The organism is Paenibacillus sp. MAHUQ-45, from assembly GCF_058133325.1.
The window spans coordinates 352,854-375,782 of sequence record NZ_JBYUPV010000003.1 but is presented as its reverse complement, the minus strand read 5'-3'; the positions used below and the strand labels follow the sequence as shown (position 1 = coordinate 375,782).

Annotated in this window: 22 protein-coding genes; 7 read left to right on the top strand and 15 right to left on the bottom strand. The window is 45.0% G+C overall.

All coding sequences use genetic code 11. The annotated features are described in order from the left end of the window. Window positions 1-24 precede the first annotated feature (24 nt). Entirely contained in the window at window positions 25-1,668 is a 1,644-nt protein-coding gene (locus AC3Y23_RS09005) for a helix-turn-helix domain-containing protein (RefSeq protein WP_379197851.1), read from the bottom strand. Window positions 1,669-1,895: 227 nt separating this feature from the next. Here AC3Y23_RS09005 and AC3Y23_RS09000 point away from each other — a divergent pair, with 227 nt between their 5' ends. Further along, window positions 1,896-2,744, top strand: coding sequence for an alkaline phosphatase family protein (locus tag AC3Y23_RS09000; protein WP_379197849.1), 849 nt, complete (start codon window positions 1,896-1,898; stop codon window positions 2,742-2,744). A gap of 5 nt (window positions 2,745-2,749) precedes the next feature. Here AC3Y23_RS09000 and AC3Y23_RS08995 read toward each other — a convergent pair whose 3' ends face one another. The 12 genes from AC3Y23_RS08995 to AC3Y23_RS08940 form a co-directional block, all read right to left on the bottom strand. Then, entirely contained in the window at window positions 2,750-3,496 is a 747-nt protein-coding gene (locus AC3Y23_RS08995) for an ABC transporter permease (RefSeq protein WP_379197847.1), read from the bottom strand. Further along, the gene (locus tag AC3Y23_RS08990) at window positions 3,493-4,245 is read right to left on the bottom strand and encodes an ABC transporter ATP-binding protein (RefSeq protein ID WP_379197845.1); all 753 of its coding nucleotides are present in this window, start codon (window positions 4,243-4,245) and stop codon (window positions 3,493-3,495) included. The genes AC3Y23_RS08995 and AC3Y23_RS08990 overlap by 4 nt, the downstream gene beginning before the upstream one ends. Window positions 4,246-4,368: 123 nt before the next feature. Beyond that, entirely contained in the window at window positions 4,369-5,187 is an 819-nt protein-coding gene (gene bacA, locus AC3Y23_RS08985) for an undecaprenyl-diphosphate phosphatase (RefSeq protein WP_379197843.1), read from the bottom strand. Between the two features lie 106 nt (window positions 5,188-5,293). After that, on the bottom strand, window positions 5,294-6,232 hold the full coding sequence (locus tag AC3Y23_RS08980) for a hypothetical protein (protein ID WP_379197841.1): 939 nt from the start codon (window positions 6,230-6,232) through the stop codon (window positions 5,294-5,296). Between the two features lie 122 nt (window positions 6,233-6,354). After that, on the bottom strand, window positions 6,355-7,536 hold the full coding sequence (locus tag AC3Y23_RS08975) for an MGDG synthase family glycosyltransferase (RefSeq protein WP_379197839.1): 1,182 nt from the start codon (window positions 7,534-7,536) through the stop codon (window positions 6,355-6,357). A gap of 27 nt (window positions 7,537-7,563) precedes the next feature. Then, complete coding sequence (locus AC3Y23_RS08970) at window positions 7,564-8,346, bottom strand: COG4705 family protein (RefSeq protein WP_379197837.1); 783 nt, start codon at window positions 8,344-8,346, stop codon at window positions 7,564-7,566. A gap of 59 nt (window positions 8,347-8,405) precedes the next feature. Then, on the bottom strand, window positions 8,406-9,155 hold the full coding sequence (locus AC3Y23_RS08965) for an ABC transporter permease (protein ID WP_379197835.1): 750 nt from the start codon (window positions 9,153-9,155) through the stop codon (window positions 8,406-8,408). Continuing rightward, window positions 9,130-9,885, bottom strand: a complete 756-nt coding sequence (locus AC3Y23_RS08960; RefSeq protein WP_379197833.1) for an ABC transporter ATP-binding protein — start codon at window positions 9,883-9,885, stop codon at window positions 9,130-9,132. Before AC3Y23_RS08960 ends, AC3Y23_RS08965 begins: the two co-directional genes overlap by 26 nt. 174 nt (window positions 9,886-10,059) lie before the next feature. Further along, complete coding sequence (locus tag AC3Y23_RS08955) at window positions 10,060-10,755, bottom strand: response regulator transcription factor (protein ID WP_379197831.1); 696 nt, start codon at window positions 10,753-10,755, stop codon at window positions 10,060-10,062. Continuing rightward, the gene (locus AC3Y23_RS08950; protein ID WP_379197829.1) at window positions 10,724-12,217 is read right to left on the bottom strand and encodes a sensor histidine kinase; all 1,494 of its coding nucleotides are present in this window, start codon (window positions 12,215-12,217) and stop codon (window positions 10,724-10,726) included. Before AC3Y23_RS08950 ends, AC3Y23_RS08955 begins: the two co-directional genes overlap by 32 nt. 95 nt (window positions 12,218-12,312) lie before the next feature. Continuing rightward, window positions 12,313-12,873, bottom strand: a complete 561-nt coding sequence (locus AC3Y23_RS08945; protein WP_379198564.1) for a DedA family protein — start codon at window positions 12,871-12,873, stop codon at window positions 12,313-12,315. Between the two features lie 193 nt (window positions 12,874-13,066). After that, window positions 13,067-13,459, bottom strand: a complete 393-nt coding sequence (locus AC3Y23_RS08940; RefSeq protein WP_379197827.1) for a winged helix-turn-helix transcriptional regulator — start codon at window positions 13,457-13,459, stop codon at window positions 13,067-13,069. Between the two features lie 171 nt (window positions 13,460-13,630). On the opposite strand from AC3Y23_RS08940, the gene ahlS reads away from it, so the two are divergent. Continuing rightward, window positions 13,631-14,479 carry an AhlS family quorum-quenching N-acyl homoserine lactonase gene (gene ahlS / locus AC3Y23_RS08935; RefSeq protein ID WP_379197825.1) on the top strand — a complete coding sequence of 283 codons (849 nt, stop codon included), beginning with the start codon at window positions 13,631-13,633 and terminating at the stop codon, window positions 14,477-14,479. 85 nt (window positions 14,480-14,564) lie between these two features. On the opposite strand, the gene AC3Y23_RS08930 is transcribed toward ahlS, so the two are convergent. Continuing rightward, a complete protein-coding gene (locus AC3Y23_RS08930) occupies window positions 14,565-15,233 on the bottom strand; it encodes a response regulator transcription factor (RefSeq protein WP_379197823.1) in 669 nt (222 codons plus the stop codon). Window positions 15,234-15,542: 309 nt separating this feature from the next. Between AC3Y23_RS08930 and AC3Y23_RS08925 the strand changes: the two genes are divergently transcribed. Continuing rightward, entirely contained in the window at window positions 15,543-16,724 is a 1,182-nt protein-coding gene (locus tag AC3Y23_RS08925; protein WP_379197821.1) for a multidrug effflux MFS transporter, read from the top strand. Window positions 16,725-16,912: 188 nt separating this feature from the next. After that, window positions 16,913-17,209 (top strand): GrpB family protein, encoded by a 297-nt coding sequence (locus AC3Y23_RS08920; RefSeq protein ID WP_379197819.1) that lies wholly within the window; start codon window positions 16,913-16,915, stop codon window positions 17,207-17,209. A gap of 210 nt (window positions 17,210-17,419) precedes the next feature. Here AC3Y23_RS08920 and AC3Y23_RS08915 read toward each other — a convergent pair whose 3' ends face one another. Then, window positions 17,420-17,815, bottom strand: a complete 396-nt coding sequence (locus tag AC3Y23_RS08915; protein ID WP_379197817.1) for a VOC family protein — start codon at window positions 17,813-17,815, stop codon at window positions 17,420-17,422. Between the two features lie 251 nt (window positions 17,816-18,066). Here AC3Y23_RS08915 and AC3Y23_RS08910 point away from each other — a divergent pair, with 251 nt between their 5' ends. The 3 genes from AC3Y23_RS08910 to AC3Y23_RS08900 are packed head-to-tail and all read left to right on the top strand — an operon-like array spanning window position 18,067 to window position 22,860. After that, the gene (locus AC3Y23_RS08910; RefSeq protein ID WP_175372685.1) at window positions 18,067-19,194 is read left to right on the top strand and encodes a helix-turn-helix domain-containing protein; all 1,128 of its coding nucleotides are present in this window, start codon (window positions 18,067-18,069) and stop codon (window positions 19,192-19,194) included. After that, the gene (locus tag AC3Y23_RS08905; RefSeq protein ID WP_379197815.1) at window positions 19,172-21,037 is read left to right on the top strand and encodes an ABC transporter ATP-binding protein; all 1,866 of its coding nucleotides are present in this window, start codon (window positions 19,172-19,174) and stop codon (window positions 21,035-21,037) included. Before AC3Y23_RS08910 ends, AC3Y23_RS08905 begins: the two co-directional genes overlap by 23 nt. Further along, on the top strand, window positions 21,034-22,860 hold the full coding sequence (locus AC3Y23_RS08900; RefSeq protein WP_379197812.1) for an ABC transporter ATP-binding protein: 1,827 nt from the start codon (window positions 21,034-21,036) through the stop codon (window positions 22,858-22,860). Before AC3Y23_RS08905 ends, AC3Y23_RS08900 begins: the two co-directional genes overlap by 4 nt. Window positions 22,861-22,929 lie beyond the last annotated feature (69 nt).

Genomic DNA, 22,929 nt, shown 5'->3' with positions numbered 1-22,929 from the left:
CCAAGATCGGAACATGGACTTTTTTTAGATTTCTGCAAGGCTCGCAGAGCGGCTCAGCAATGAAGCAGCTTCCTCCAACTGCTGGTTAATGACACAAGGAGCATAGATCATCCACTTTTCCCAGTCGATAAAATAGACCCGTCTGCTTCTGACCGCGGCATGCCGCTTCCAGACCGGATTCGTTTTCTGTAGTTCAAGGACTCGGCGCTTGTCCCCTTCCGTCTCCACCGCAAAAAATAAAAAATCAGATTCATACTCCCCTAGCTCATCAGGGGATATCGCAGTCCAGCTATGTACCGTGCCGATGTCATGCCTTTCCATCTCTTTTCGAATTCTCTCAGGAGGCGTGAGCTGCAAGGAGCGGTAGAAGACATGTCCGATATTCCTTGCCCCGTATATACGCAGCTCAGACTCACGGCAGACGCATATCGCTACAGTGCCCTCACCAACGATAGAGCGGAGCGATTTGCGGTATTTTTCAGCCTTCTGTTCATGATTATGTAGCCACCGTACCGCTTCTGCCTCCCTATTAACCAGTTCTGCAATGATCATTAGATGAGCGTACACATCCTGGCTTGCCCACGGAATGGCTATAATCGGGGCGACATCATTGATGTGTTCCCGAGCTTTGGACAGTACGTTATCCTTACACAAGATCAGATCCGGCTGCTCGGATAGAAAAACTTCCCGGCTAATTCCCCATGGATCTCTGGCATGCTCAGGGAGTGTGAGACCTTTAGTGCTCGAGGGAAGATGACGATGCAATTGAGCTGCACTTGGAATTAAGCCAAGCGTGAATAAATGATCTGTATAAGGCGATGAGAGCGAAATGACTTTTTTGTCCTTGTTCTTTGTGAAAGCCCTTGGCGAATAACCGCTGGACTCTTTAAATCGTCTACTGAAATAGAACTCATCCTTATACCCGACATCCACAGCGATATCCCGAATGGTCTTGTCAGATTGAAGCAGCATTTCTTTGGCTTTATTCATCCGAAGATGCGTAAGGAAAACCACCGGGGACTTATCCATAGCCTGCTTGAATACCTGGGAGTAATAAGACGGATGCAGCTCGGCCATCTCTGCCAGCTTGTCAATCCGAATATCTTCACGGTAATGATTCTGCAAATAATCGAGCGTCAGCTTCAACCGGATATCCATATCGTTGGGAGCTTGAGGCTCAGCATACCGTAATATTCCATCCAGCATATCGTGCAAGTACTGTTGACTTATAAAAGGATTCCGATCGTTCACAAGCTTTCCTTCCGCAACCATGAGGTAAAAGAGTCTCTTGAACTGGCTACCGCCGACTGAGATGTGGCCTTGAAGCGGGAATTCAAGCTCTCGAATATATTCTCTGCGACGCATGTCCCTTTCCATTAATCGATAGATATCAAAAGCAATCCAGTAGAATTGCAGTTCTTCCCCTATATTGCTAGCTGTAAGCTGCAAACGGGTTCCCGGCCGATACAAGTGCAAAGAGTTGCGTTCCAACTGGTGCTGCTGACCATCAACGTACAATTGACCTTTACCGCGTGCGATGTATAAAAGCGTATGATGAGCCAATGGTTCGCTCTTCGCCCAGGCCGGTACTGAAGAATCTTGGCGTGCTTCCACGATTTCGTAGAGTACACCTTGGAGAAATTGATTTGCCTTGACCGGTGTTAGCATAGCCTGCGGGCTCCCTTCTCTCTAGAAAAAAACACTACCCATTTGGGCAGTGTTTGTGTAATAACTATTTAACAAAGATAATGATAATCAGTATCAATTATAGTCAATGTTTAGTTTCCTGTCTAGCGTGATGCTACCCTGGATTTATTCCTGTTGTTTAGAAAATTTTAATAAATGGCATATAGAATAAGAGTATTCCAAAGATTACATAAGAAAGAGGAGAATATATGTTCAAATCCAAGCTAATGATCGCTTCACTCGCCTTAAGTACGATGCTGGGCGTAATCTCTCTGCCTGCTGCCCATTCAAACACTGCTGCTTCTAAAGCTGCTGTAGATCATATCGTGATCGTGGTTGAAGAGAATCATTCCTCACAAAAGATTTTAAATAACCCGGCGGCTCCATACATGAACAGCTTGGTCAAGCAAGGATTGAGTCTTACGAATCATTATGCGATCGAACATCCGAGCCAGCCCAATTATTTGGACTTGTTTTCGGGTTCCAATCAAGGTATAACCGATGACCGGTCCCATCCTCCTACAGCCCACGCTAATTTAGCTTCTGAGCTCCTTCGTAATGGTTATACATTCGGAGGCTATTCAGAAGGTCTGCCTAAAATAGGGTACACAGGTCCCTATGATCTGAAGACCAAGTACGCGAGAAAGCATAATCCGTGGGTCAATTTCTCCAATGTTCCAGCCAGCGTCAACTTGCCTTTATCCAGCTTTCCCAAGGATTTCAATAACTTACCTACCGTTTCTTTTGTCATTCCAAACCTGGATAATGATATGCACGACGGCAGTATTAAAACAGCAGATCTGTGGCTAAAGACGCATCTGTCCTCTTATGCTACCTGGGCCACTACCCACAATAGCCTGCTTATTGTAACTTGGGATGAGGATGATATGAGCCAACATAACAAAATACCGACAATCATTGTGGGAGCCAATGTCAAAAAAGGCGCATACTCGGTAAAGACGAATCATTTCTCATTGCTGCGTACGATTGAAGAAGTCTACGGGCTGAGCGCCCTTGGAAAAAGCAAAGACGCGAAGCCTATCGACATCTGGAAATAATCTCCTTACCGCTTCAGCTGCAGACCAGCCGTGAAGAAGAGCCGATAAATCAGCACACTGAGCAGTATGCTGGTAATCGCAGCAGAGGCGGTAAAAGAGAATACGATTAGAATCTGATAGCGGACGGCAATGATAGGATCCGTCCCGGCAATAATCATTCCGGTCATCATCCCGGGCAGCTGTACAAGGCCTACCGTCTTCATCCCGTCAATCGTTGGAATCATACTGAATTTCACAGAGCTTGCCCGGACCTTCTGCATCGCCTGCTGGGCGGTTGCGCCAAGAGATAACAGGGTCTCGATCTCTCCCTTGTTCGACTGAACCTCCTGCTTGATATGATTAATGAACAGTCCGGAGACAACCATAGCACTCCCGATCGTCATTCCGCTGATGGGAATAATATATTGAGGGGTTGCCTTAATGATATGCAGACCAAGCAGAATCCCCATCATCAGCACCTCCGAAACTGAAATCGCCAAGGCAATCCTCCAGAAGAGTCCTGGCAAGCCCTTTCCCCGCTTGGCGGCATTCCATGAGGCTACAGCAATCATAAAGAGAATTATCAGGATTATGTATATAACATGATCGGCATTAAAAATAAACTGCAGCACATAGCCAACGACCAGTAGCTGAACCGCTGACCGTACAGTTCCAACAGCAATGTCCTTTTCCAGGCCAAGCTTTTGCCAGATCGAGATCATCATGGTGCCCATGACAAAGAGCAGTGTGAAGCTGAGTGCGGTTAAGGTCATGGCTGGAGCCTTCCTTCCATGGGCCCAACAAATCTTCTCGCCAAGTCCGCCACTGGTTCATTAAAAAAAGATTCACTGCTGTATTCCTGAAGCCCACCCTTGTCCATTACCCATGTTCGATTACTGATTCTACGAGCTTGCTCTAGATCATGAGTGACCCAGATGAAGGTTGTCCCTTGTTCCTCATGCCATTTCAGCAGCAGCGCTTCCACCTTCTGTGTACTGTTCATATCCAGTGAAGCTGTGATCTCATCCAGCAAAAGAATCTCAGGCCTGAGCAGCAGCGAACGAATCAGGGAAATCCGTTGCTTCTCTCCGCCTGAACAATCCTCCGCTACTTTACCAAGATCCAGGTAATCAAGTCCAAGCTGCTCCAGAAGCTCGGTGGCAAGGGAAACATCATAAGGCTGCCCATGCAGCTTGCTTACCGTGCGCAAATTATCCTCAATACTACCTGGAAGCATAACCGCTTGTTGGGCCACATAGGTAACAGCCATTCTCCATTGCCGGGCATGAATATGTTGATAGGACTTACCGTTGACCAGCAGATCCCCTTCATCCGGCGTGTCCAGTAGCGCCATGATTCGCAGCAGCGTACTTTTCCCCTGTCCAGAAGCACCAATCAATGCAATCCTGGTCGGCTCGGCGATCTCCGCAGAGATCTGTGAGAATAAATACTTGTTCCGATTGTTAGCATCTGTCGACCAATTCAATTTGGCCAAGTGATGGATTTGAAAAATTGCACTCACGTCGATTCCTCCAAAACATAGGACTAATCAGTTCTCGTTATTACTCCTCGTTCATTGTATAGCTCCTCTCCATGATACGGATTCAATTGCATGTAAATCAAGCTAAAGTTGTCCTCTGCCAAATTAACGAACCAGCAGGTAGATTGCAAACACCGCTGCAAGTCCAAACCGGTAATAGGCAAAGGGGGCAAGCTTCAGCCGTTCTAACAGCTTCAAGAAGGTAATGACCGCTAACAGGGCCACAACAAAAGCGACTACAAATCCAGTGATGAAAAAACTAGCGTCGGCAGCTGTGAGTGTGTGATAGCTCTTCAGCAGCTCATAGCCGCTTGCAGCAACCATCATCGGGATCGCGATGAGAAATGAAAAGTTCGTAGCCGCTTTGTAGCTGGCACCCGTCAGCAGGCCCCCTGCAATCGTCGCGCCGGAACGAGAAAATCCAGGCCATAACGCCAAGCATTGAAATAAACCAATTGTGAAAGCTTGCTTATAAGATAGCTGATCTATATTTCCTGCCGTGATCGAAGTCTGTTTCTTCTGTCCATACAGCATAAAAACCCCTCCCAGCACCAGTCCTGCAAGTACCGTATAGGGAGAGAACAAATACGTTTTGATCACAGAATGAAGAACAAGACCAAGCACCATTGCCGGCAAGCAGGCCAGGATCACATGGAGCAGATTCAATTTCTGCCCTCCATATGAATTCCCGGATTCCGATTCAACCTTTACCAGACCCAGTAAGCCGAGAATCCGTCGCCAGTAAATAATGGCCACAGCAAGTATGGCTCCCAACTGAATAACGATCTCGAACGTATCGGCTTTCTCTCCTGTGAATTTCAGTAGCTCCCCGCTTAGAATAAGATGGCCTGTGGAGGATACCGGTAGGAATTCGGTAACTCCCTCCACAATGCCTTGAATAATTGCCGTAATGTAATCATGCATATTATCGTGCGCTCCTCATCCTTATCGTGACTTTTAAAAAGAACGGATAAGAACTCAAGGCTCTTATCCGTCTTTAGTTCTGTGTAGATGCTATTCTTAGCTCCGTTTAGTCGTGATGTCTACCTTCATGATGATCCTGTACTTGCTGCACCTTTTTCCCATTCAAGTCAATGGTATCAGGTGTTGTTGTGTTCAAAGCAGACAATTGAACATCCAGACTTGCAGTCAATGTATGCGACACACCTTGAGCATCTTTACCGGTAAATGTTATGTCAAATTGCTGGCGCTGAATTTCGTTGGCTGGATTGATCACTGCATCCAATTGGATGTTTTGAATTTGCACACCCTCGGTCAGCGCGATATCCTTGAGATTAAACAGGTTGTGCTTGAACAGATTCTCTGGACCATTCAGCTGGGTTTTGGCCCCACTGTCTTTCAGGTCACTCCGCTGTGCTTGATCCGACAAATGCTTGAAAGCAACTGGTGCGAGTGCTTGAACAACCGCCGGAATTTGCGCATTATCCAGCTGCAAGGAGATATTCTTGGATCCGTCGTTTGCCGTGGTAGAGGTGATTTCATTCTTCAAGTTACCGATCAGTGCATCAATAACCGTCTCTTCCTGACTGTTGAACCAAGCCCCATCCTTAGTCTCTTTTCCATGTTCCTGATCATCCTTATCCACTTTGTCTTTCTTCACATAGTAGGTGTCGGAGGCATCACTTTTCCAGACTTGTCCATCAGGCTGACTATAAAGGTTGAGGTTCTGAGAACCTGCTTTTCCGCTAATCTTAACGGTTCCACTCACCGCTTCATTCTTCAGGTTTGCCTTTAATGTACTTTGTGCCTGACTAAGCAGGGAACCGTTATCCTTAAGGACTGCATCTGCCTGAACAGTCACACTTTTCAGATTCTGACCCGTATTCTTCAGCGCAGCCTTGTAATCTTCATACCCCGAGGTTCCCGCAAATGCCGTAAGGCCGGTGGCCAACATCAACGCACCACTAATTCCAACTGCACTTCCGGTTAAGAGCCATTTCTTCTTCATGTTTCTACCTTCCCTTCATTGCTAGTTTTATCTTGCACAATGCTAATCCTAAGTGATAATCCTAAACTCATCGTGAAGAGACTATTAAATAAATCTTAAATCATGAATTCGCGGACTTTCTTTTAGAGACCGTGGATGGTGGTCGCCTGCCCTTCGGTGATTCTGGGTTTGGCGTGCCGAGCCACTGGTTGCCGAGCCTCTGTCACTTGCAGCACTTCTGAGACAATAAGCTCCGCAGAGGATTTTCGCGAAAAACTCTTCATTAATTGTTGCTTCTCTTCTCTATAGCTTCTTTGTTCCAACTGCTGAAGCTGATGGATGAACTGATCTTCATTGTTAACAACATCAATGATTCCTTGGCTTGCCAACGACTCTGCATTGCCTGCTTCCTGTCCCGGAAGCGGACGATAGACCAGAACCGGGAGGGATTGAGCAATCGCTTCCGTCAAGGTGATCCCGCCCGCCTTGGTCAGTAGATAAGATGCGATAGACATCCACTCGTGCATTTTATCCGTATAGCCCAGCACATGAACACGATTGTTCTTCTGAAATAAATCATCAGTCGCCGTTCGAAGCTTGTGATTATTCCCACACACGACGATGACATCAAAATCGGATTTATCGACCACACTCTGGATCAAACCGCTAATGTTAGATAACACACCGTATGCGCCTGCCGCTAGAAGAAGATAACGCCTGTTAATACTTAGACCATATTTATCGAAGAGGTCCTCACGATCCTGAAGCTGTTCAAAATCTGGACGAATGGGAATTCCGCTAACCATGAGTGCTTCTTCCGATATTCCTGCATCCAGGAAGGCTGGCTTCACACTTTCGGCGGCGAGAAAATACTTGGTGGTATGGGGATGTAGCCATCTACCATGCAATACATAATCCGTCAGGATTGTGAATGTCGGGACTGGACGCCCCGTCTCCTTGATAAGCTGAGCGGCAGCTAAATACGGAAAGGTATGAATAATGATATCCGGTCGTATCTTATCAAGGATCTCCTGCACCTGCCGCTTGCCCATGGAATGAACCCAGCTCCCCAAGGGGTGTCCCGGATTCATCCTGCTCGTCAGTGAATACACCCATCCGTAGATTTCTTGTGAAAGGACAGAGCCACTCAAATAGAATCTGCGGAAGAGCTCATTCACACGAGGGTATACTTCAGCAAGCATATCTATGGTGTGGATACGGCGAATGCCTCTGTTTTTAAAAGCGATCTCGATGGCCTCAGCGACTTTCAAATGACCGTCTCCGAATTTGGAGGTTACAATAAGTACTACTGGATTCTGCTTCATAGAAAAACTCCTCGTTTCGCTTGCCCTCTAGTTCAGAGATATCTGGTCTTTCTTAGTTTTTGTCAAATATAGAACCAAGCCCAGGATAATGACGATAAAAATAATGCTAGTGCCAGTCGTCCCCAGTTCAAGTCCACCTTCACTGCGGGGCTGCGACAAGTAATCTCCCAATGACGCCCCCATAGGACGGGTCAGAATATACGCCAACCAAAACGCCACAACAGCATTCAGCTTCAGACGGAAGTGTGCCAAAGTGATCAATCCAATAATAGCGGCAAAAATCACTGCAGAGACCAGGTACCCCAGGTCCAGAGTTTCGGCGAAAAGATCACCGGCTGCTGTTCCCAGTGCAAAGGTGAAGAGAATCGCCAGCCAGTAGAACGCTTCCCGCTTTCTTGTGGTAATGGAATGGATCGACAACGTCTTCTCGCTTGTGTACCAAGCTACAAAGGTAACCAGCAGGGCCAACGAGAAGTATAGAGTTGTTGATTCCAGCGGTACCCCGAGATTGTCAACGAGGTTGTCAGTAATTAGTGTCCCTACAACGCTGATCAGCACGACTGCCAGCCAATACAATGAAGGAATATATCTATTGGCCGACATTTGGAAGAACAGGGCGACAATCAGCAGACCCGTTATTGCGAGAGTGGTGATGGTTAATCCCCAATTCAAATTGAAATTGAGATAATCTGCGGCCGTTTCTCCCACAGTCGTAGCCATGATTTTAATCATCCAGAAAAAGATCGTGACCTGCGGAACCTTGTTCCATAATTGCTCTTCTCTCTCTACTAAAGTGCTTGTGCTATTCATTGACCCGTTCCCCTTTCATATAACAACATGAGTGATTTGCTTACCGTCAAAATTCCAGACTAGACCTCCTTCCTCTCAAAGAAGATGTAGCCTAGGGCCAGAAACAGAACCAGGCTGGATAACACAAACACCGAACCCGTTGCCAGTTTGGCAACTGAGATGGAATGGCCGAGCCATAAAGAATACCAGTCTGTATATGAAGTTATGGAGAATGAGGAGAAGCCTTGCAGAAAGTAAGGAGCGGCTTTGGTCCCCGCGTATAATAGAATTGAGAACACCAGAAATCCGCCAGCGCTCCGGAAAAATTGGGCCACGCATACAAACAATGCTGCAAGGGACCACATGGACAGGAACGCTGCTACGTAAGCTTTTAGCAATCCGAAAGCGTCGATACTTCCTGTGCCCGGGGTTCCAAGCATTAGATTACACAGGGTGCTCACGATTCCGAGAAGAAGCAGCAATGCTCCGATGGCTACCCCCAGCGCAAGAAACTTAGCCGTATAAGCACCTAATCTCGTAATGGGTCGCAGCAGGGCCAGTTTCAAAGTCCGGGAGGAGACTTCCTGTGGAAATAAATCAGCAATCTCCAGAAACAGAAACAACGGAATCAAGAAGATCGTGTACATCTCCAGCATCTGAATCGGATAAGATGGACTGACTGCAAACAGTCCCAGAACAGGCTGCAGCGAATGGAATAGTGCAATCAGCAGCACCGGAATGAATACGGATATAGCGAAGAAGAAGATTGTCTTTTTACGATAGATCATGAGCTGTAGTTCGTTTTTAAGTCCTGCTGCCAAGCCGTCCATCGTTCATCAGCTCCTTTCCTTTTTGAAGTTCCCCGATATAATACTGCTCCAGTGAGAGATTATCCGTCAGCAGCTCCTGCACGTTGCCCTCTCGGATCAGAACGCCTTGATTCAAAATACCAACTCTATTGCAGAGCTGCTCTAATTCATGAATCATGTGACTGGAGATCAGAAAGGTAATTCCCTGTTCAGCAGATAGTTGCTTAACTAGCAAGCGGAAGTGAACAACCCCTTCAATATCCAGTCCATTCGTCGGCTCATCCCAGATGACAAGTTCGGGGGAGTGCAGAATCGATGAGGCCATGGCAAGCTTCTGTTTCATACCGGTGGAAAAGTGTCTTATTTTTTCTTTGCCAAACGCTGTAAGACCAACCGCCTCAAGTACTTCATCAATCCGCTGTGGTGTGATATTCGGATAAAAGCTGGCATTCAGCTTCAAATATTGAATCGCGGTGACATAATCGTAAAAATCAGCGGATTCAATCATACAGCCCACTTTTCGCATGCCTGATGCGAAGGAATGCTCCAAATCTTGTCCGAACAATGTAATGCTTCCGAAGCTTGGAGAAATGAGTCCGGTCAGCATTTTTAGAAGAGTTGTTTTGCCGGCACCATTGGGTCCGAGCAATCCGTAGATATCTCCTTTTTGCAGCACCAGATTCACACCGCTAATGCCTCTACCGTTCCGGAATTCCTTGCTTACTTCTGTTAACTTCGCTATATCCTCCATGTCTACTCCCCCTTAGCTATAATGTCCAGTTCCCGTAAGCTTTCCCGCAACCCTAGACTACAGGGTAAATCTAAAATGGCTGTGAACAGACTCTTAAAAAAATATTAACTTCCCCGGCAACAAAAAAAGCCAAAGCATCATCCGCAGATTAGCTTTGGCTTTGCCATATTCATTTTAAGGACGGAATCGATAGCCAGCCCCCCATAACGTCTCAATATACACTGGATTGGCGGAATCCTCTTCGATTTTCTCCCGCAGTTTGCGGATATGCACGGTCACCGTCTGTGTATCACCAAGTGAGTCGATGCCCCACAACCGCTCGAAGAGCTGGTCTTTACTGAATACATGATTGGGGTGCAGAGCAAAAAAATAGAGCAGATCAAATTCCTTGGTCGTCAGTGTGACCTCTTCATCTCTGACAAAAGCACGGCGGGAGTCGGGGTTCAATCGTAGCCCCCTGATTTCAAGCTCTGTCGTGGAAGATCCACTCCCACTCCCCTTCAGACGGTCATAACGTGACAAATGGGCTTTTACTCTCGCGACCAGTTCAGCAGGCTTGAAGGGCTTGGTCATATAGTCATCCGCGCCAAGCCCAAGGCCACGCACAATGTCGATGTCCTCCCGTCGCGCAGTGACCATTAGGATAGGAATATCCAGCGCATCACGGATTTTTTTGCACACCTCAAAGCCACTCAGCTTGGGCAGCATTACATCCAGCACGATTAATTCAAATTTGCCGCTAAGACCTAGCTCTAGCCCCTGTTCCCCATCCACAGCGATCTCCGTTCGATATCCGTTCATCTCCAAATAATCCCGCTGAAGCTCGGCTATGGAAGGCTCATCTTCTACGATCAGTATCGTTCTCTGCATTGACCAGCGCCTCCTCTTCTATTGGTAACACAATTGTAATCACCATTCCGACACCTTCCTGACTGTCCGCATAAATGGCTCCGCCATGTTCTACTATGATCTGCTTAGCGATGGCAAGACCAAGACCACTTCCGCCTGTTTTTGTATTTCTAGACTGCTCCGCACGGTAAAACCGTTCGAATATATGCTCAGCAGCTTCCGAAGGAACGCCGGGACCATTGTCTCCGATAGCCAGCGTAAGGGATCGCGCCTCTACCTTGGTGCTCACGGTGATCTTCTTGTTCGGTTTATCCATATACTTCAGACTGTTCTGAATGATGTTGCTGAGCACGCGTCTAAATGAGTCCCGGTCTACAGCAACCTTGGCTGTGTTTCCGCCATCCATATCAATTTGCAAATCTACCTCCTGTTTTTCCAACTCCACCTTCAGCTCGTCCGCCCAATCATTCAGGAAAGGGAGAATCGGTACGGATTCAAAGGAAAACGGCAGCTTCTGCATATCCAGCTTGGAGTACAAAAATAATTCATCGATCAGATGATCCAGTTCACCGGCTTTGGCGGCGATGGTGCGCATGTACCTTTCAGTTTTTTCAGGTGAGTCCGCTACGCCTTCCAAAATCCCGTCCACATAGCCTTTAATAGCAGTAATCGGTGTTTTTAAATCATGGGAAATATTCGTAATCAACTCTTTGCGGTTGTTCTCATATTGCTGCTGGACTTGAATAGACTCCTGAAGCCGGGACCTCATCTCTTCAAAGGCCATGCCTAATTGTCCCAGTTCATCCTTGCCGCTAATCTCCACCTTGAAATCAAGATCACCATCGGTCACCATCCGCGCTGCTGTACGCAGTTCAAGCAAGGGACGAATAATTCGTCTCGACATATAGGTTGTCAGCAAGGTATGTGTCAGAAATAGGACAACGACGGTGGACAGAAACAGAATCGGAAAAAACGTTCGCACGAATTGAACCAACGGGTCGATTTTACTCACCAAAAAAATACTTACCGGCTCTGCATCCTTGGATAATAAATCAAACTGCGCAATCTGATACCATTCATTGTTATATTTCTCCCTGTAGGGCTCATTATTAGTTCCGGCTTGTTTAAAACCCGGCAGGCTGTCTATCAGCCCTTTCTTCAGGAGGACATCGTCTGATGCATACAATGCCTTATGGTCGGCACGAATATAAATAGAAGTGTTCTTCTTGAGCATATCTGCGGATAGTTCATTCAAAAAAACAGGGTCTGTCAGTAAATCTTTATTCTGCATAAAGGTGTGCTTGATCAGATTGCGGGTATCGCTCTCTTCCATGCCTTCAAATTTACTTCCATAGGCACTTTTAAGGCTTTGCACATCCCCATGATAGACGATAGTTAGCAGCGAAGCTGTTATCAGAATCAGAAACAGTGGTACTACCAGCATTGCCGCGTAAGACAGCAGAAACTTCAATCGAATGGACATACAGGCCAATCACCCTACCTCTATTTGTTCCAGGATGTACTTATCATACGACATTGCATGTGACATCTAAAAGTACAAAGCCTGTTGTTGTGACGTCAGACTGTTCGATCCTTTCTTCTGCGCAGCAACCACCACACGAGAAGCAACAGTACCACACCGCAAATGGCGTAACTAACTGGACGTAAATATTGTTCCACAATACTCCAGTTTCCTCCTAAACGATACCCCAAATACAGCAAGGCCAAATTCCAGGGAATACAGCCAAGTAAGGTAAATGCAGCAAATTTCCAGGTCTTCATGCCTGCAATCCCTGCCGGCAAGGAGATAAAGGTACGGACAAAGGGAAGCATACGGGTGAAGAATACCGTGCTCTCTCCAAAACGCTCGAACCAGCGTTCCGCTTGCTCCAGATGATGCTCATTCAGCAAAATATACTTGCCGTACTTCTGGAGTAGGCGTCGTCCCCCGGCTCTGCCCACATAATAAGCAAGGATTGAACCCAAGAGGTTCCCAATGATTCCCGCTACAGCTACCTCCACAAACGAAAGTGAGCCTTGAGCAACCAGCCAGCCGCCACTGAGCATAATCACCTCGCTCGGAATCGGAATACAGGCGCTCTCCAAGATCATTCCTATCCATATCCCCCATACCCCCATTGTGTTTACCAGATGCAGGGCTGTTTCAGATATCCAAGATAACAATTGGTGCACGAATATTCACTCCGTTTCAATTAAAAAATTCGTCTAAACCAATGTAATGCCCAAGTATAAACTGGTTATGAAACAATTCTTAAGGAATTATTAATTCATTTAGAACCTCTGCATCGCCAAAAAAGAGGCTCTTACTTGCTTAGCCTCCTCGTTCCGGTAAAGTCCGATCATAGTGAAACCGTGCCTCTTCAACTTGCGAATAATTCGTTCTGCCCCACTGCCTTAGTTCCTTCATCGGTTCAAGTAAGGTTTCGCCTAATGATGTTAGCGAATAGTCCACAATTGGAGGCACCACAGGTGTGATATGACGTTTTATGATTCCATCGCGCTCCAGCTTCCGCAGCGTTTGGGTCAGCATTTTTTTGGAAATACCATCAACTCTTCTGGAGATTTCCCCATATCTGATCTGTCCATTCTCTAATGCGTAAATAACAAGCGCCGTCCATTTATTAGAAATAATATCAAGGACTCTGCTGTAGCCACAGCCCGCCCGTGTGATGTCGGGTTGTTGTTTTCTGCTTGAGGATGTCATTCCTCTTCCCCCTTATGAACTTGTAGGTACCCTGGGCACTTTAAAGTGCCTCCTTATGTAAGTTTAGATTTTAGATTAAGGTATGTCTATACCTGCTGCCACACTAGCGTAACTGTTACGAGTGGAGTGTGCAATGGAATGAATATAACTCTTCATCAGGAGGAAATGAGTATGGCGAACATAATTAAACCACAGCCTAAATTGTATGTCATGGATAACGGAACGATGAGTATGGACAAGAACTGGATCATTGCCATGTACAATCCGGCTACAATTAATAATCCTAATGCGGCGACGCAATTTGTTGAATTTCCGATCTATACCGTATTGATCGACCATCCCGAGGGGAAGATTTTGTTCGATACCGCATGTAATCCAAGTTCAATGGGCCCGCAAGGGCGCTGGGCTGAATCCACCCAATTATCCTCTCCATGGGTCGCCAGTGAGGAATGTTATCTGCATAACCGACTGGAACAGCTGAACGTACGACCCGAAGATATTCGGTATGTCGTTGCTTCCCATTTGCATTTGGATCATGCGGGATGTCTGGAGATGTTCACCAACGCGACCATTATCGTGCATGAGGATGAGCTGAACGGTGCGCTGCAGAGTTATGCCCGTAATATCAAGGAAGGTGCTTATGTCTGGGACGACATTGATGCCTGGATCAAAAATCATCTGCAATGGAAAACCATCAAACGCCAGGAGGATAATCTGGAACTAGCTGAAGGCATTAAAATCCTCAATTTTGGCAGCGGACATGCTTGGGGCATGATTGGCTTGCATATTGAGCTACCAGACACTGGAGGAATCATTCTGGCTTCGGATGCGATCTATTCAGCGGAAAGCTATGGTCCACCCGTCCGGCCGCCAGGCATTATTTATGATCTGCTTGGGTATCGGGACACGGTAGAAAGAATTCGCACCCTGGCTGCACGAACGAATTCTCAAGTGTGGTTCGGCCATGACGGGGATCAATTCAAGCAACTCCGTAAATCAACTGAAGGCTATTACGAATAAAAGGTACAATAGGATAGACTCGCTCCCCTCAACTAGCCCGCCATTTCGCGGGCTTCTCTAATTGGGCTTATTTTAACCCAAAGGATTAATTTCGGATTATGTACCCAATACCGCGCATCGTCTGAACGACACTGGGTTGTCCAACCTCATCAATTTTACTACGCAGGTAGCTGATATACACATCTATTATTTTCGTATCCACATCCGAATCATAGCCCCATATAGACTCCAATAACATTTCACGGGTCATAACTCGCCCGCGATTCTTCATTAGGGCCAAGAGGATTTCGAACTCGCGTTTGGTCAGTTTTATGCCATGGTTGTTCTTCTTCAACGAGCACCCTTCAATATCCAGCTCTATATTGCCCAGCACTAGCACTTCTCCTCTTGAGGCACCTGTTCGTCGTAATAGGGACTTCATACGTGCCAGCAGTTCCCGGGTGGATAAGGGCTTGAAGATATAATCGTCCGCCCCATTCTCCAAGCTGTTTATTTTATCCTCAAAATTATTTCGGGCTCCGATGATAATGATCGGTGTTTGCTTCATGCTCCGGATTTGCCTACACAGTTCAATCCCGCTTCTCTCGGGAAGCTTTAAACTCAGAATAATGATATCCCACTCTTCATCTTGTGCCAGTTGCAGGCCTGTAACGCCATCTTTAGCAATCGTTACGCTGTACAATTCATGCTCTAGTTCCGACGCTATGACCCTTGCTACACTTATCACCTGTTCTACTAATAATACTTTGATCATAGTCATCCTCTCCGATATCATCGTTTAGCGATATCCCAAACTGATACAGTCAGTTTACGCGCAGATTATTAAAAATTTATTAAGCATGTCAGTGTTGACTTCAATAATTTGACATGATACCCTAAATCGATGCGTTAGCAGTTATTAGTAAACCCTCCTACTTATCATTAAATCAATCACGAACGAAAGGCCATTCTAAGATATGATGATTTATAATCGTCTCGCCATCATGATGCCCCCCTTTCCCTAGCTAGGCTCATATTCTTGTTGTCATAACGGAGTATAAGCTTGTAGGAGGGCTAAAATATAATGAAGAAGTATGCAGTACCATCGTTGCTTTTAATGATTGTTCTTGTGGCTTTTCCACAAATCAGTGAGACGATCTATACCCCATCACTACCGGATCTGGCAGCGGTACTTGGTGTATCCAATAGTTCCGTACAATCCACTTTAAGTATCTATTTTATCGGATTTGCTCTGGGTGTCTTCTGTTGGGGTTGGTTGTCCGACTTGATCGGACGTAGGCCAGCGATGTTGGGCGGTCTTATTGTCTATGGCATTGGAAGCCTGATGTGTTTTTATGCAAAATCCATTGATTGGCTTCTTGTCAGCCGTTTCATACAGGCTTTTGGTGCTGCAACAGGCTCGGTCATCACCCAAACGATGCTCCGTGAAAGTGTATCAGGAGAGCGAAGACATATCATGTTCGCCCAAATATCGGCGGTTATTGCGTTTACACCAGCAGTCGGACCGCTTATTGGCGGATGGGTTGACCAGGTCTTCGGTTTCAGGGCGGTGTTCTTTGTCCTAGTGGTAATGAGTGTGTTGTTGTTTGTATATTCCTACTTGAGACTCCCGGAGACAACAAACGTCTCTGAGCGATCAAAGGTAGATATACTGCCGGTAGTTCGAAGAATGCTTGCTATGCCTCGTGTGCTGGTGTTCGGAGGAATAATTGGTGGAATTAACGGAGTATTATTCAGTTATTATGCCGAAGCGCCCTTCATTTTCATCGAGCACTTCCAGCTGTCCCCGGGAGTCTATGGTTTTATGGGCATTATCGTCGCTCTGGCCTCCGTTGTTGGAGCCATGATCTCCAGAAGATTGTTAACCCTGTATGCACCGGAAACAATCATTCATCGGGGTTGTCTGGTGATGACTGGCGGAGCGTTACTTTTAACGCTGGGAAGTAATCTGCCCGGGGTGAAGGACATCCTGGTCGTGATCTGCATTTTAATAGCCATGTACGTGATGTTGATTGGTGCCGGTATGGCATTGCCTAATTGCCTGAGTCTTGCCCTTGTTCAATTCCACGATGTAATTGGCACAGCGGGTGCAATATTCAGCTTGGGGTACTACTTACTGGTAAGTCTGACTACATGGGGAATGAGCCTTCTCCATAATGGTTCATTGCTGGCAATGCCTTTATACTTCCTGGCAATCAGCAGTGGAATGTGGTGGCTTGGCAGAAGATTTATTACTGCGGAATAGTCTTTTTGGAATGATTTTTTAAAAATAATAAACACCAAGAAGAAGTGAACCGGGGCGACACTTCAAACACATAAGAGCAGTTCAGAACTATTTATTAGTTTCTGAACTGCTCCTTTTTTCAAGCGGGCAATCTATCACCTTTCGGCGTTCCGCGATGCTATTATCAAGACTTTTTAGGAGGATATCCTGTGAAAGTAAGATTAGCTGATTATAATGAAAACTGGATTAGACTGTTTCAAGATGAAGCCGAATTTTTAAAAACAATATTTGGTGATGAAATAATACGCTTTGAACATTTCGGCAGTACATCCGTTCCAGGCTTAAAAGCTAAACCTGTTATCGACATGATGTGTATTGTAAGAGACATTGAAAAAGTCGATTTATTTAACGACAAGATGAACTCACTCGGATATGATGTTGCAGGAGAATGGGGCATTGCAGGAAGAAGATTACTAAACGACATCTTATATTTAGAGATTACTTAAGATGCCATCCTGAAGAAATAGCCCGGCTAAAAAAGGATTTGTAAGGGATATAGAACAGCTTGCACTTGCATGGTTTAACGAGTCTCATCAAAAGAACTAAACTAGCCACACTGTTGGTGATGAGGCCGCTGAAGGAGTTTCCATTAAGAACATACGAGAAAAAACGAGCCTCTAGAATCACTTGTAGGGCTCGTTTCGTGGGAATTATATCTAGTAAACTAGCTCACAATCATGATGTTGCCATACATCAAATATATTACCATCCAAATCTTCAAGCACAAAAAACTTCCCGTATTCCCCCTCATCACTAATATCTCCTACCTTAACTTCTTCTGATTTCAAATAGTCATGTAAAGATACAATATCATTAGTGAAAAATGTAATGATCCATCTTTTCTTCTGTTTTATTTCAAAGACCGCTCGTGAATCATTATCACTTTGAATTAAATCTAAAATCGGTCTGTTATCTCTAAATAAGCTTAAATAATCTTCTCTTTGATGTCTAATATTAAATCCAAAATGCTTGACAAACCATGCCGCCGATTTCTCCAGATCCTTAACAGGAATCACATTGTAGGCTATACCTAATATTTTTCCAACTTCCATATCATCATTTCCTCCTCTATGCTTACTCCAAAAGAGATTTAATTCTCCATAGTTTACCATGAAAAATTTACCACACAAACTTTTTCAGTTCCTCAAAATTGTTCAAATTGAATTACATCGTCAAATCACGAAATAAATATTTATCTTTACAAAAAATAGGATATGGTTTATTTTAACATTAAGTGATTATTGAACATTGATCAATCATACATAATATTTAAATTTCACTTTATTCAAAAATGGAGGCTAAGATGGCAGATACGATGAAGAATACCTTACTAAAGAACATTAATTTTGCTTACAACGAGGCTTTAGAATTCATTCTTTTCATGGGGATGATTGCTAATGAAGAGCAGATACGGACGTGGGCAGCGGATTATAAAATTGAACTGGATCCCCTTGCCTTATCCTATCATGAAGAAGCACGGTCACTTTTGTCGCCTCATGCACACCGGGAACTCCTGTTTTTCTTTCAATTTAACTTTTTTCATAAAGCACTGGACTTTGCTTTCTTTGAGTCCATCTGTACCTGGGCAGAACCACTAACGGCTGAAGCATGGATCACTCGTTTGGAGGAAAGCCCAGCCAAGAAGGTAGTTGCAGAGATGGTATATGGCGTATATTACGATAAATTAGAAGAACTACTCGATGGAAACGATTGGGAGGTCGTTAAAAAGGATTTTCGCTTAATGACAGAGCTTCTAACTAGAACAAAACCACATCATGAGGTTATTGAGGCTCATGGACCATTGTTCGAATGCCTCAATCATCCGGAGGATACGAAGCAACGTTATATGCAGCTCTTCAAACAGTTCTATCGAGATGTGTTTTCACTTTTGAAAGAGCCACTAAGAAAGGCATCTGAAGAAGCTTCCCGGCGGTATGAAGAAATGTTCCTAGATAATCCTGAACGATTTATTCGTGAGGTTAACAAAAATGAACCTGCCTTATATGACGTCCCTACTAATTTTCACGTTAGCTTCATAACTCAATTTGGAAACCATTGTCTCTTTTTTAACACATCAGAATCTGAACGTGTGGTAACAGTAATCTTCGGAGTACATAATGATCTTATATTCGGCCCTGCCGCCGATCGGGAGAAAACGGAATTATTCTTAAAGGCATTCTCGGATAAAAGACGTTTAGACTTCTTGTTACTATTACGCAATCGCCCTCACTATGGGCAAGAAATTGCAACAGCACTTGGCATCACACCCGCAGCGGTATCTTATCATGCCAACTTCTTATTCTTCTTAGACCTCATCGAGATCAAAAGAGAAGATCATCGGTTATATTACCATCTTCAAGTAGATAAATTGCGAGAACTGCTGGCTATCACTACCAAGGTCATGCTAGATGAGGAACCAGGGAGGATTTAATTTGAATAAATCGATGAATGCTCAAGCGGAGCCAACAAAGAAATCACGAGCCATTTCGAATACATTTATGCGTTTACTGAAACTTGGAAAACCCTATTTTGGCTGGTATCTCATATTGTGTATCTTGGCAGCAATCGTTTCTCTTGCAGCAGTTGGGATCGCTGAATCATTACGGCGGATAATCAATGCTGCTACGAATAAAGACTTGTCCAGTTTGATTTCCGGAGCAATTATTGCAATAGTAATCATTACTGTGGAGGCTTCGGCTAATTTTCTAAAAACTTACTTATCAGGTGTACTTGAGTTCAAATCCACCTCCAAGCTTCAGGTATCTGTTCTGTCCAGATTATTAAATGTTCAAATGAAAGATTTAGACCGTTATCATTCTGGCGATCTCATCAGTCGTATTAATGATTCTGCGACTGCTGCCCAACAAGGCATCAATCAGAAGACGATTGATCTCTTCAGTAATCTGATGCAAATTACATTTCTTCTGACCTATCTGCTCTCTCTCCAATATGCCTTAACCTTGGGGATGCTATTGATCTGCTCATTGGTTCCGCTTGTGATGCTTCCCTTTTCTTCTCGCCTACGTTCCATGCATGAGCAAAGACAGCACATTGAAACTACTCAACAAATGTTTATACAGGATACGGTACAGGGTGCTGAGGTTGTTCGTACCTTCTCCCTTGCGCCCAAGCTTCAGCAGCAATTCACAGGGCGGGTTATGAAATATTTGAAAATACATTTACCGGTCTCACGCTTAGAAGCTGTAGCTTATAATATGCCTCTTGCCGTTATTCTTGGTGGTTTGCTCTATGTTCTCTCCTATGGTGGATATCTCGTTATTCATGGTCGTTTGGATGTGGGCGCTGTGGCAGCCTTTCTTGTATGCTTCGAGCAAATTGCGAATCCAGTATCGAAGCTTGCGAATCTATGGACCGAATTACAAGGCTCTTTGGCGCAAGGTAAGCGGTTATTCGAGGTCCTTGATTTACAAGAAGAAGGTGTACGCCGTGATTCCAATGGTAAAGATCTTCATTTCGGAACATCGACCAACACCAATCAGGCGGTTAGCGGATTATATCCAATTTCTTTTAACAACGTCGGTTTTGGTTATGGTAATGATCAAGTATTAACAGGCGTCAATCTAACGATTCAACCTGGTAAGGTAACCGCACTTGCCGGCCCTAGCGGTAGCGGAAAAAGTACCCTTCTTCAATTAATACTGTCCTCATATGAGCCTAATGAGGGTACAATTCACTCCGGTAATCTGCTGTTAAACAGCATTCCACATCGATCATGGCGTAGGAATTTGGCTTATGTATCTCAGGAATCCTATCTATTCTCCGGAACACTCTATGAGAATATTGCGTGGGGAAGACCTGATGCTACTGCTGAAGACATTATTGCAGCGGCACAAAGCGCAGGTATCCATGAGTTCATTATGACAACCCCTCATCAATATGAGACTTTTATCGGTGAACGGGGGCTTACATTATCTGGAGGCGAAAGACAGCGACTATCCATTGCCAGGGCGTTTGTCCGAAAGCCTAAGCTTCTGCTTCTTGATGAGCCCACTGCAGCGCTCGACAGCCACAATGAAGAAATCATCGGGCAAGCACTACAAGAACTCATGCATGATCGAACTACCGTTGTTGTTGCCCACAGACTCTCTACCATCAGAAATGCAGATCATATTTATTACATGGAAGCAGGCTCTATTGTCGAAGAGGGGACCCATCTGGAACTAATGGATTTGAAAGGAAAGTATTATAACATGGTAGAGACAACATTGAACAACGATGACAACACTACAGCGGTCATGGAGGAAGTACAATGAATATAACTGAATCCAAGGAGCTTAAACTAGGATATGTGCTGCGTCGATTAATGTCTTATGCTAGGCCTTATCGTATTGGCTTTATTGTTGCTTTACTCCTCCTCTCCGCCAGGTTAGTAATGGATGTAGGAATTGCGGCTGTACAGCAGGTGTTTATTGATACGATCAACAGCTCCAATATGGATGCGCTTACGCGAATAACCGTTATTTGTGCTATTGTCTGTGTGATCATCATTTTCTGTCTCATGCTACAGCATTACTTCCGCTTTGTCATACAGAGCCGGATGGCCTGGGATATCCGTGGTAAGCTATTTGGCAAGAGCAACCGACTACCTTTTCAGCAAGTACAATCCATGCATTCCGGTGATTTGACTTCACGTAATAATCAGGATGCAGGAATAGCCATTGGTATGATTAATAGCATCGTATATGATTTAGGATATAACCTTCTTTTATGTTTTATTTCCTTTCTATACTTGGCCAAAACAGATGTCTGGCTCGCACTGCTTGCTCTCGGATCAGGCCCCCTTGTATTTCTTTCTGGTCGCTTCTTTGATCGCAGGCTACGTAAATTATCTACTGAAATATATGCTAAAGAGGCAGAATTGCGTGGGATTCTACAAGAAACACTGCAAGGCATGGCAGTCGTCAGAGCTTTCTCACTAGAAGAAATTCTCTTAGACAAATATGCGTTAGAACGTGAGAAGCTACGAAGAATGCAGCTGAGAAGATCCCTTCTTAATGGACTCCTATGGCAATCTTCTGCTTTTATCAACAATATCATTATGATAACATGTGCGGCTTTAATAGCTTTATCTGCTTTAAAAGGTGGGACGACTGCAGGTGGAGTACTCGCCTTTATTATTCTGATGGGCAGGGTTCAATGGCCATTTGTCCATATGTCCCAAACATGGGGCAGCGTACAGGAAGCTTTAGGTGCATCAGACCGCGTATTCGCTATACTAGATTCCCCTGATGAAGGAAACGATCACTCTTCACCAGAACCGGGCGTATTACCTGTAATTTCTGATGAAGTGGCTGCACTACAAATACAGAATGTCCATTATAGCTATTCATCTAACATGAGTAATGAATCCCCGCTTTTTACTGGTGTTAATATCCACATCCAGCACGGTGAAACCGTCGCTGTTGTAGGACCAAGCGGGTCGGGGAAAACGACACTCGTTCGATTATGCTGTGGACTGTATGAGCCAAATGCAGGTAGCATCTCTGTTTATGGAAGATCTATTCCCGATCAGCTTGAAGAAGCCCGGGCAATGATCACCTATGTCCCACAATCCCCTTATTTGTTCTCAGGGACGATACGGGATAACATTGCTTACAGTTCTAGTACAGCAACGGATGAAGATATAGAGCACGCCGCCCGTCTCGCAGGTGCAGAGGAATTTATATCGAAGCTGCCTAACGGTTATGACACTTTGCTAGGTGAACATGGATCGACTTTATCCGGAGGACAAAGACAACGTATAGCCATAGCCAGAGCTTTCCTTCGTGATGCTCCACTCCTTCTTCTGGATGAAGCTACCTCCGCTCTCGATAACGAGTCCGAGCGAATGGTTCAGGAATCACTTGATCTGTTAATGAAGGATCGAACAACACTAGTGATTGCGCACAGACTCTCAACCGTGCGAGAAGCGTCTAGAATTATCGTCTTAGATCAAGGTACTATTGTTGAGGAAGGCACACATGATTCTTTATTAGAAAAAAATGGGCTTTACGCACAGTTATATAACATTCAATTTCAAGCTTCAGAACAAGAAGGCACTCATGCAGATGAATTAACAGCCACATATCCCGTTTAGAATCACAACAAATTAGATTTGTTACAAAAAGAAGGGGCTGTCCCATAAGAAGATATATCTTTGGGATCA

Bases quoted from the DNA above. Each gene is read 5' to 3' on its own strand.
- AC3Y23_RS08905 (WP_379197815.1), top strand. From the start codon at position 19,172: ATGAGGAACCAGGGAGGATTTAATTTGAATAAATCGATGAATGCTCAA.
- AC3Y23_RS08930 (WP_379197823.1), bottom strand. From the start codon at position 15,233: ATGATCAAAGTATTATTAGTAGAACAGGTGATAAGTGTAGCAAGGGTC.
- AC3Y23_RS08915 (WP_379197817.1), bottom strand. From the start codon at position 17,815: ATGGAAGTTGGAAAAATATTAGGTATAGCCTACAATGTGATTCCTGTT.
- AC3Y23_RS08925 (WP_379197821.1), top strand. From the start codon at position 15,543: ATGAAGAAGTATGCAGTACCATCGTTGCTTTTAATGATTGTTCTTGTG.
- AC3Y23_RS08970 (WP_379197837.1), bottom strand. From the start codon at position 8,346: ATGAATAGCACAAGCACTTTAGTAGAGAGAGAAGAGCAATTATGGAAC.
- AC3Y23_RS08965 (WP_379197835.1), bottom strand. From the start codon at position 9,155: ATGGACGGCTTGGCAGCAGGACTTAAAAACGAACTACAGCTCATGATC.
- AC3Y23_RS08975 (WP_379197839.1), bottom strand. From the start codon at position 7,536: ATGAAGCAGAATCCAGTAGTACTTATTGTAACCTCCAAATTCGGAGAC.
- AC3Y23_RS08950 (WP_379197829.1), bottom strand. From the start codon at position 12,217: ATGTCCATTCGATTGAAGTTTCTGCTGTCTTACGCGGCAATGCTGGTA.
- AC3Y23_RS08980 (WP_379197841.1), bottom strand. From the start codon at position 6,232: ATGAAGAAGAAATGGCTCTTAACCGGAAGTGCAGTTGGAATTAGTGGT.
- AC3Y23_RS08945 (WP_379198564.1), bottom strand. From the start codon at position 12,873: ATGGGGGTATGGGGGATATGGATAGGAATGATCTTGGAGAGCGCCTGT.
- AC3Y23_RS09005 (WP_379197851.1), bottom strand. From the start codon at position 1,668: ATGCTAACACCGGTCAAGGCAAATCAATTTCTCCAAGGTGTACTCTAC.
- AC3Y23_RS08995 (WP_379197847.1), bottom strand. From the start codon at position 3,496: ATGACCTTAACCGCACTCAGCTTCACACTGCTCTTTGTCATGGGCACC.
- ahlS (WP_379197825.1), top strand. From the start codon at position 13,631: ATGGCGAACATAATTAAACCACAGCCTAAATTGTATGTCATGGATAAC.
- AC3Y23_RS08900 (WP_379197812.1), top strand. From the start codon at position 21,034: ATGAATATAACTGAATCCAAGGAGCTTAAACTAGGATATGTGCTGCGT.
- AC3Y23_RS08955 (WP_379197831.1), bottom strand. From the start codon at position 10,755: ATGCAGAGAACGATACTGATCGTAGAAGATGAGCCTTCCATAGCCGAG.
- AC3Y23_RS08960 (WP_379197833.1), bottom strand. From the start codon at position 9,885: ATGGAGGATATAGCGAAGTTAACAGAAGTAAGCAAGGAATTCCGGAAC.
- AC3Y23_RS09000 (WP_379197849.1), top strand. From the start codon at position 1,896: ATGTTCAAATCCAAGCTAATGATCGCTTCACTCGCCTTAAGTACGATG.
- AC3Y23_RS08940 (WP_379197827.1), bottom strand. From the start codon at position 13,459: ATGACATCCTCAAGCAGAAAACAACAACCCGACATCACACGGGCGGGC.
- bacA (WP_379197843.1), bottom strand. From the start codon at position 5,187: ATGCATGATTACATTACGGCAATTATTCAAGGCATTGTGGAGGGAGTT.
- AC3Y23_RS08910 (WP_175372685.1), top strand. From the start codon at position 18,067: ATGGCAGATACGATGAAGAATACCTTACTAAAGAACATTAATTTTGCT.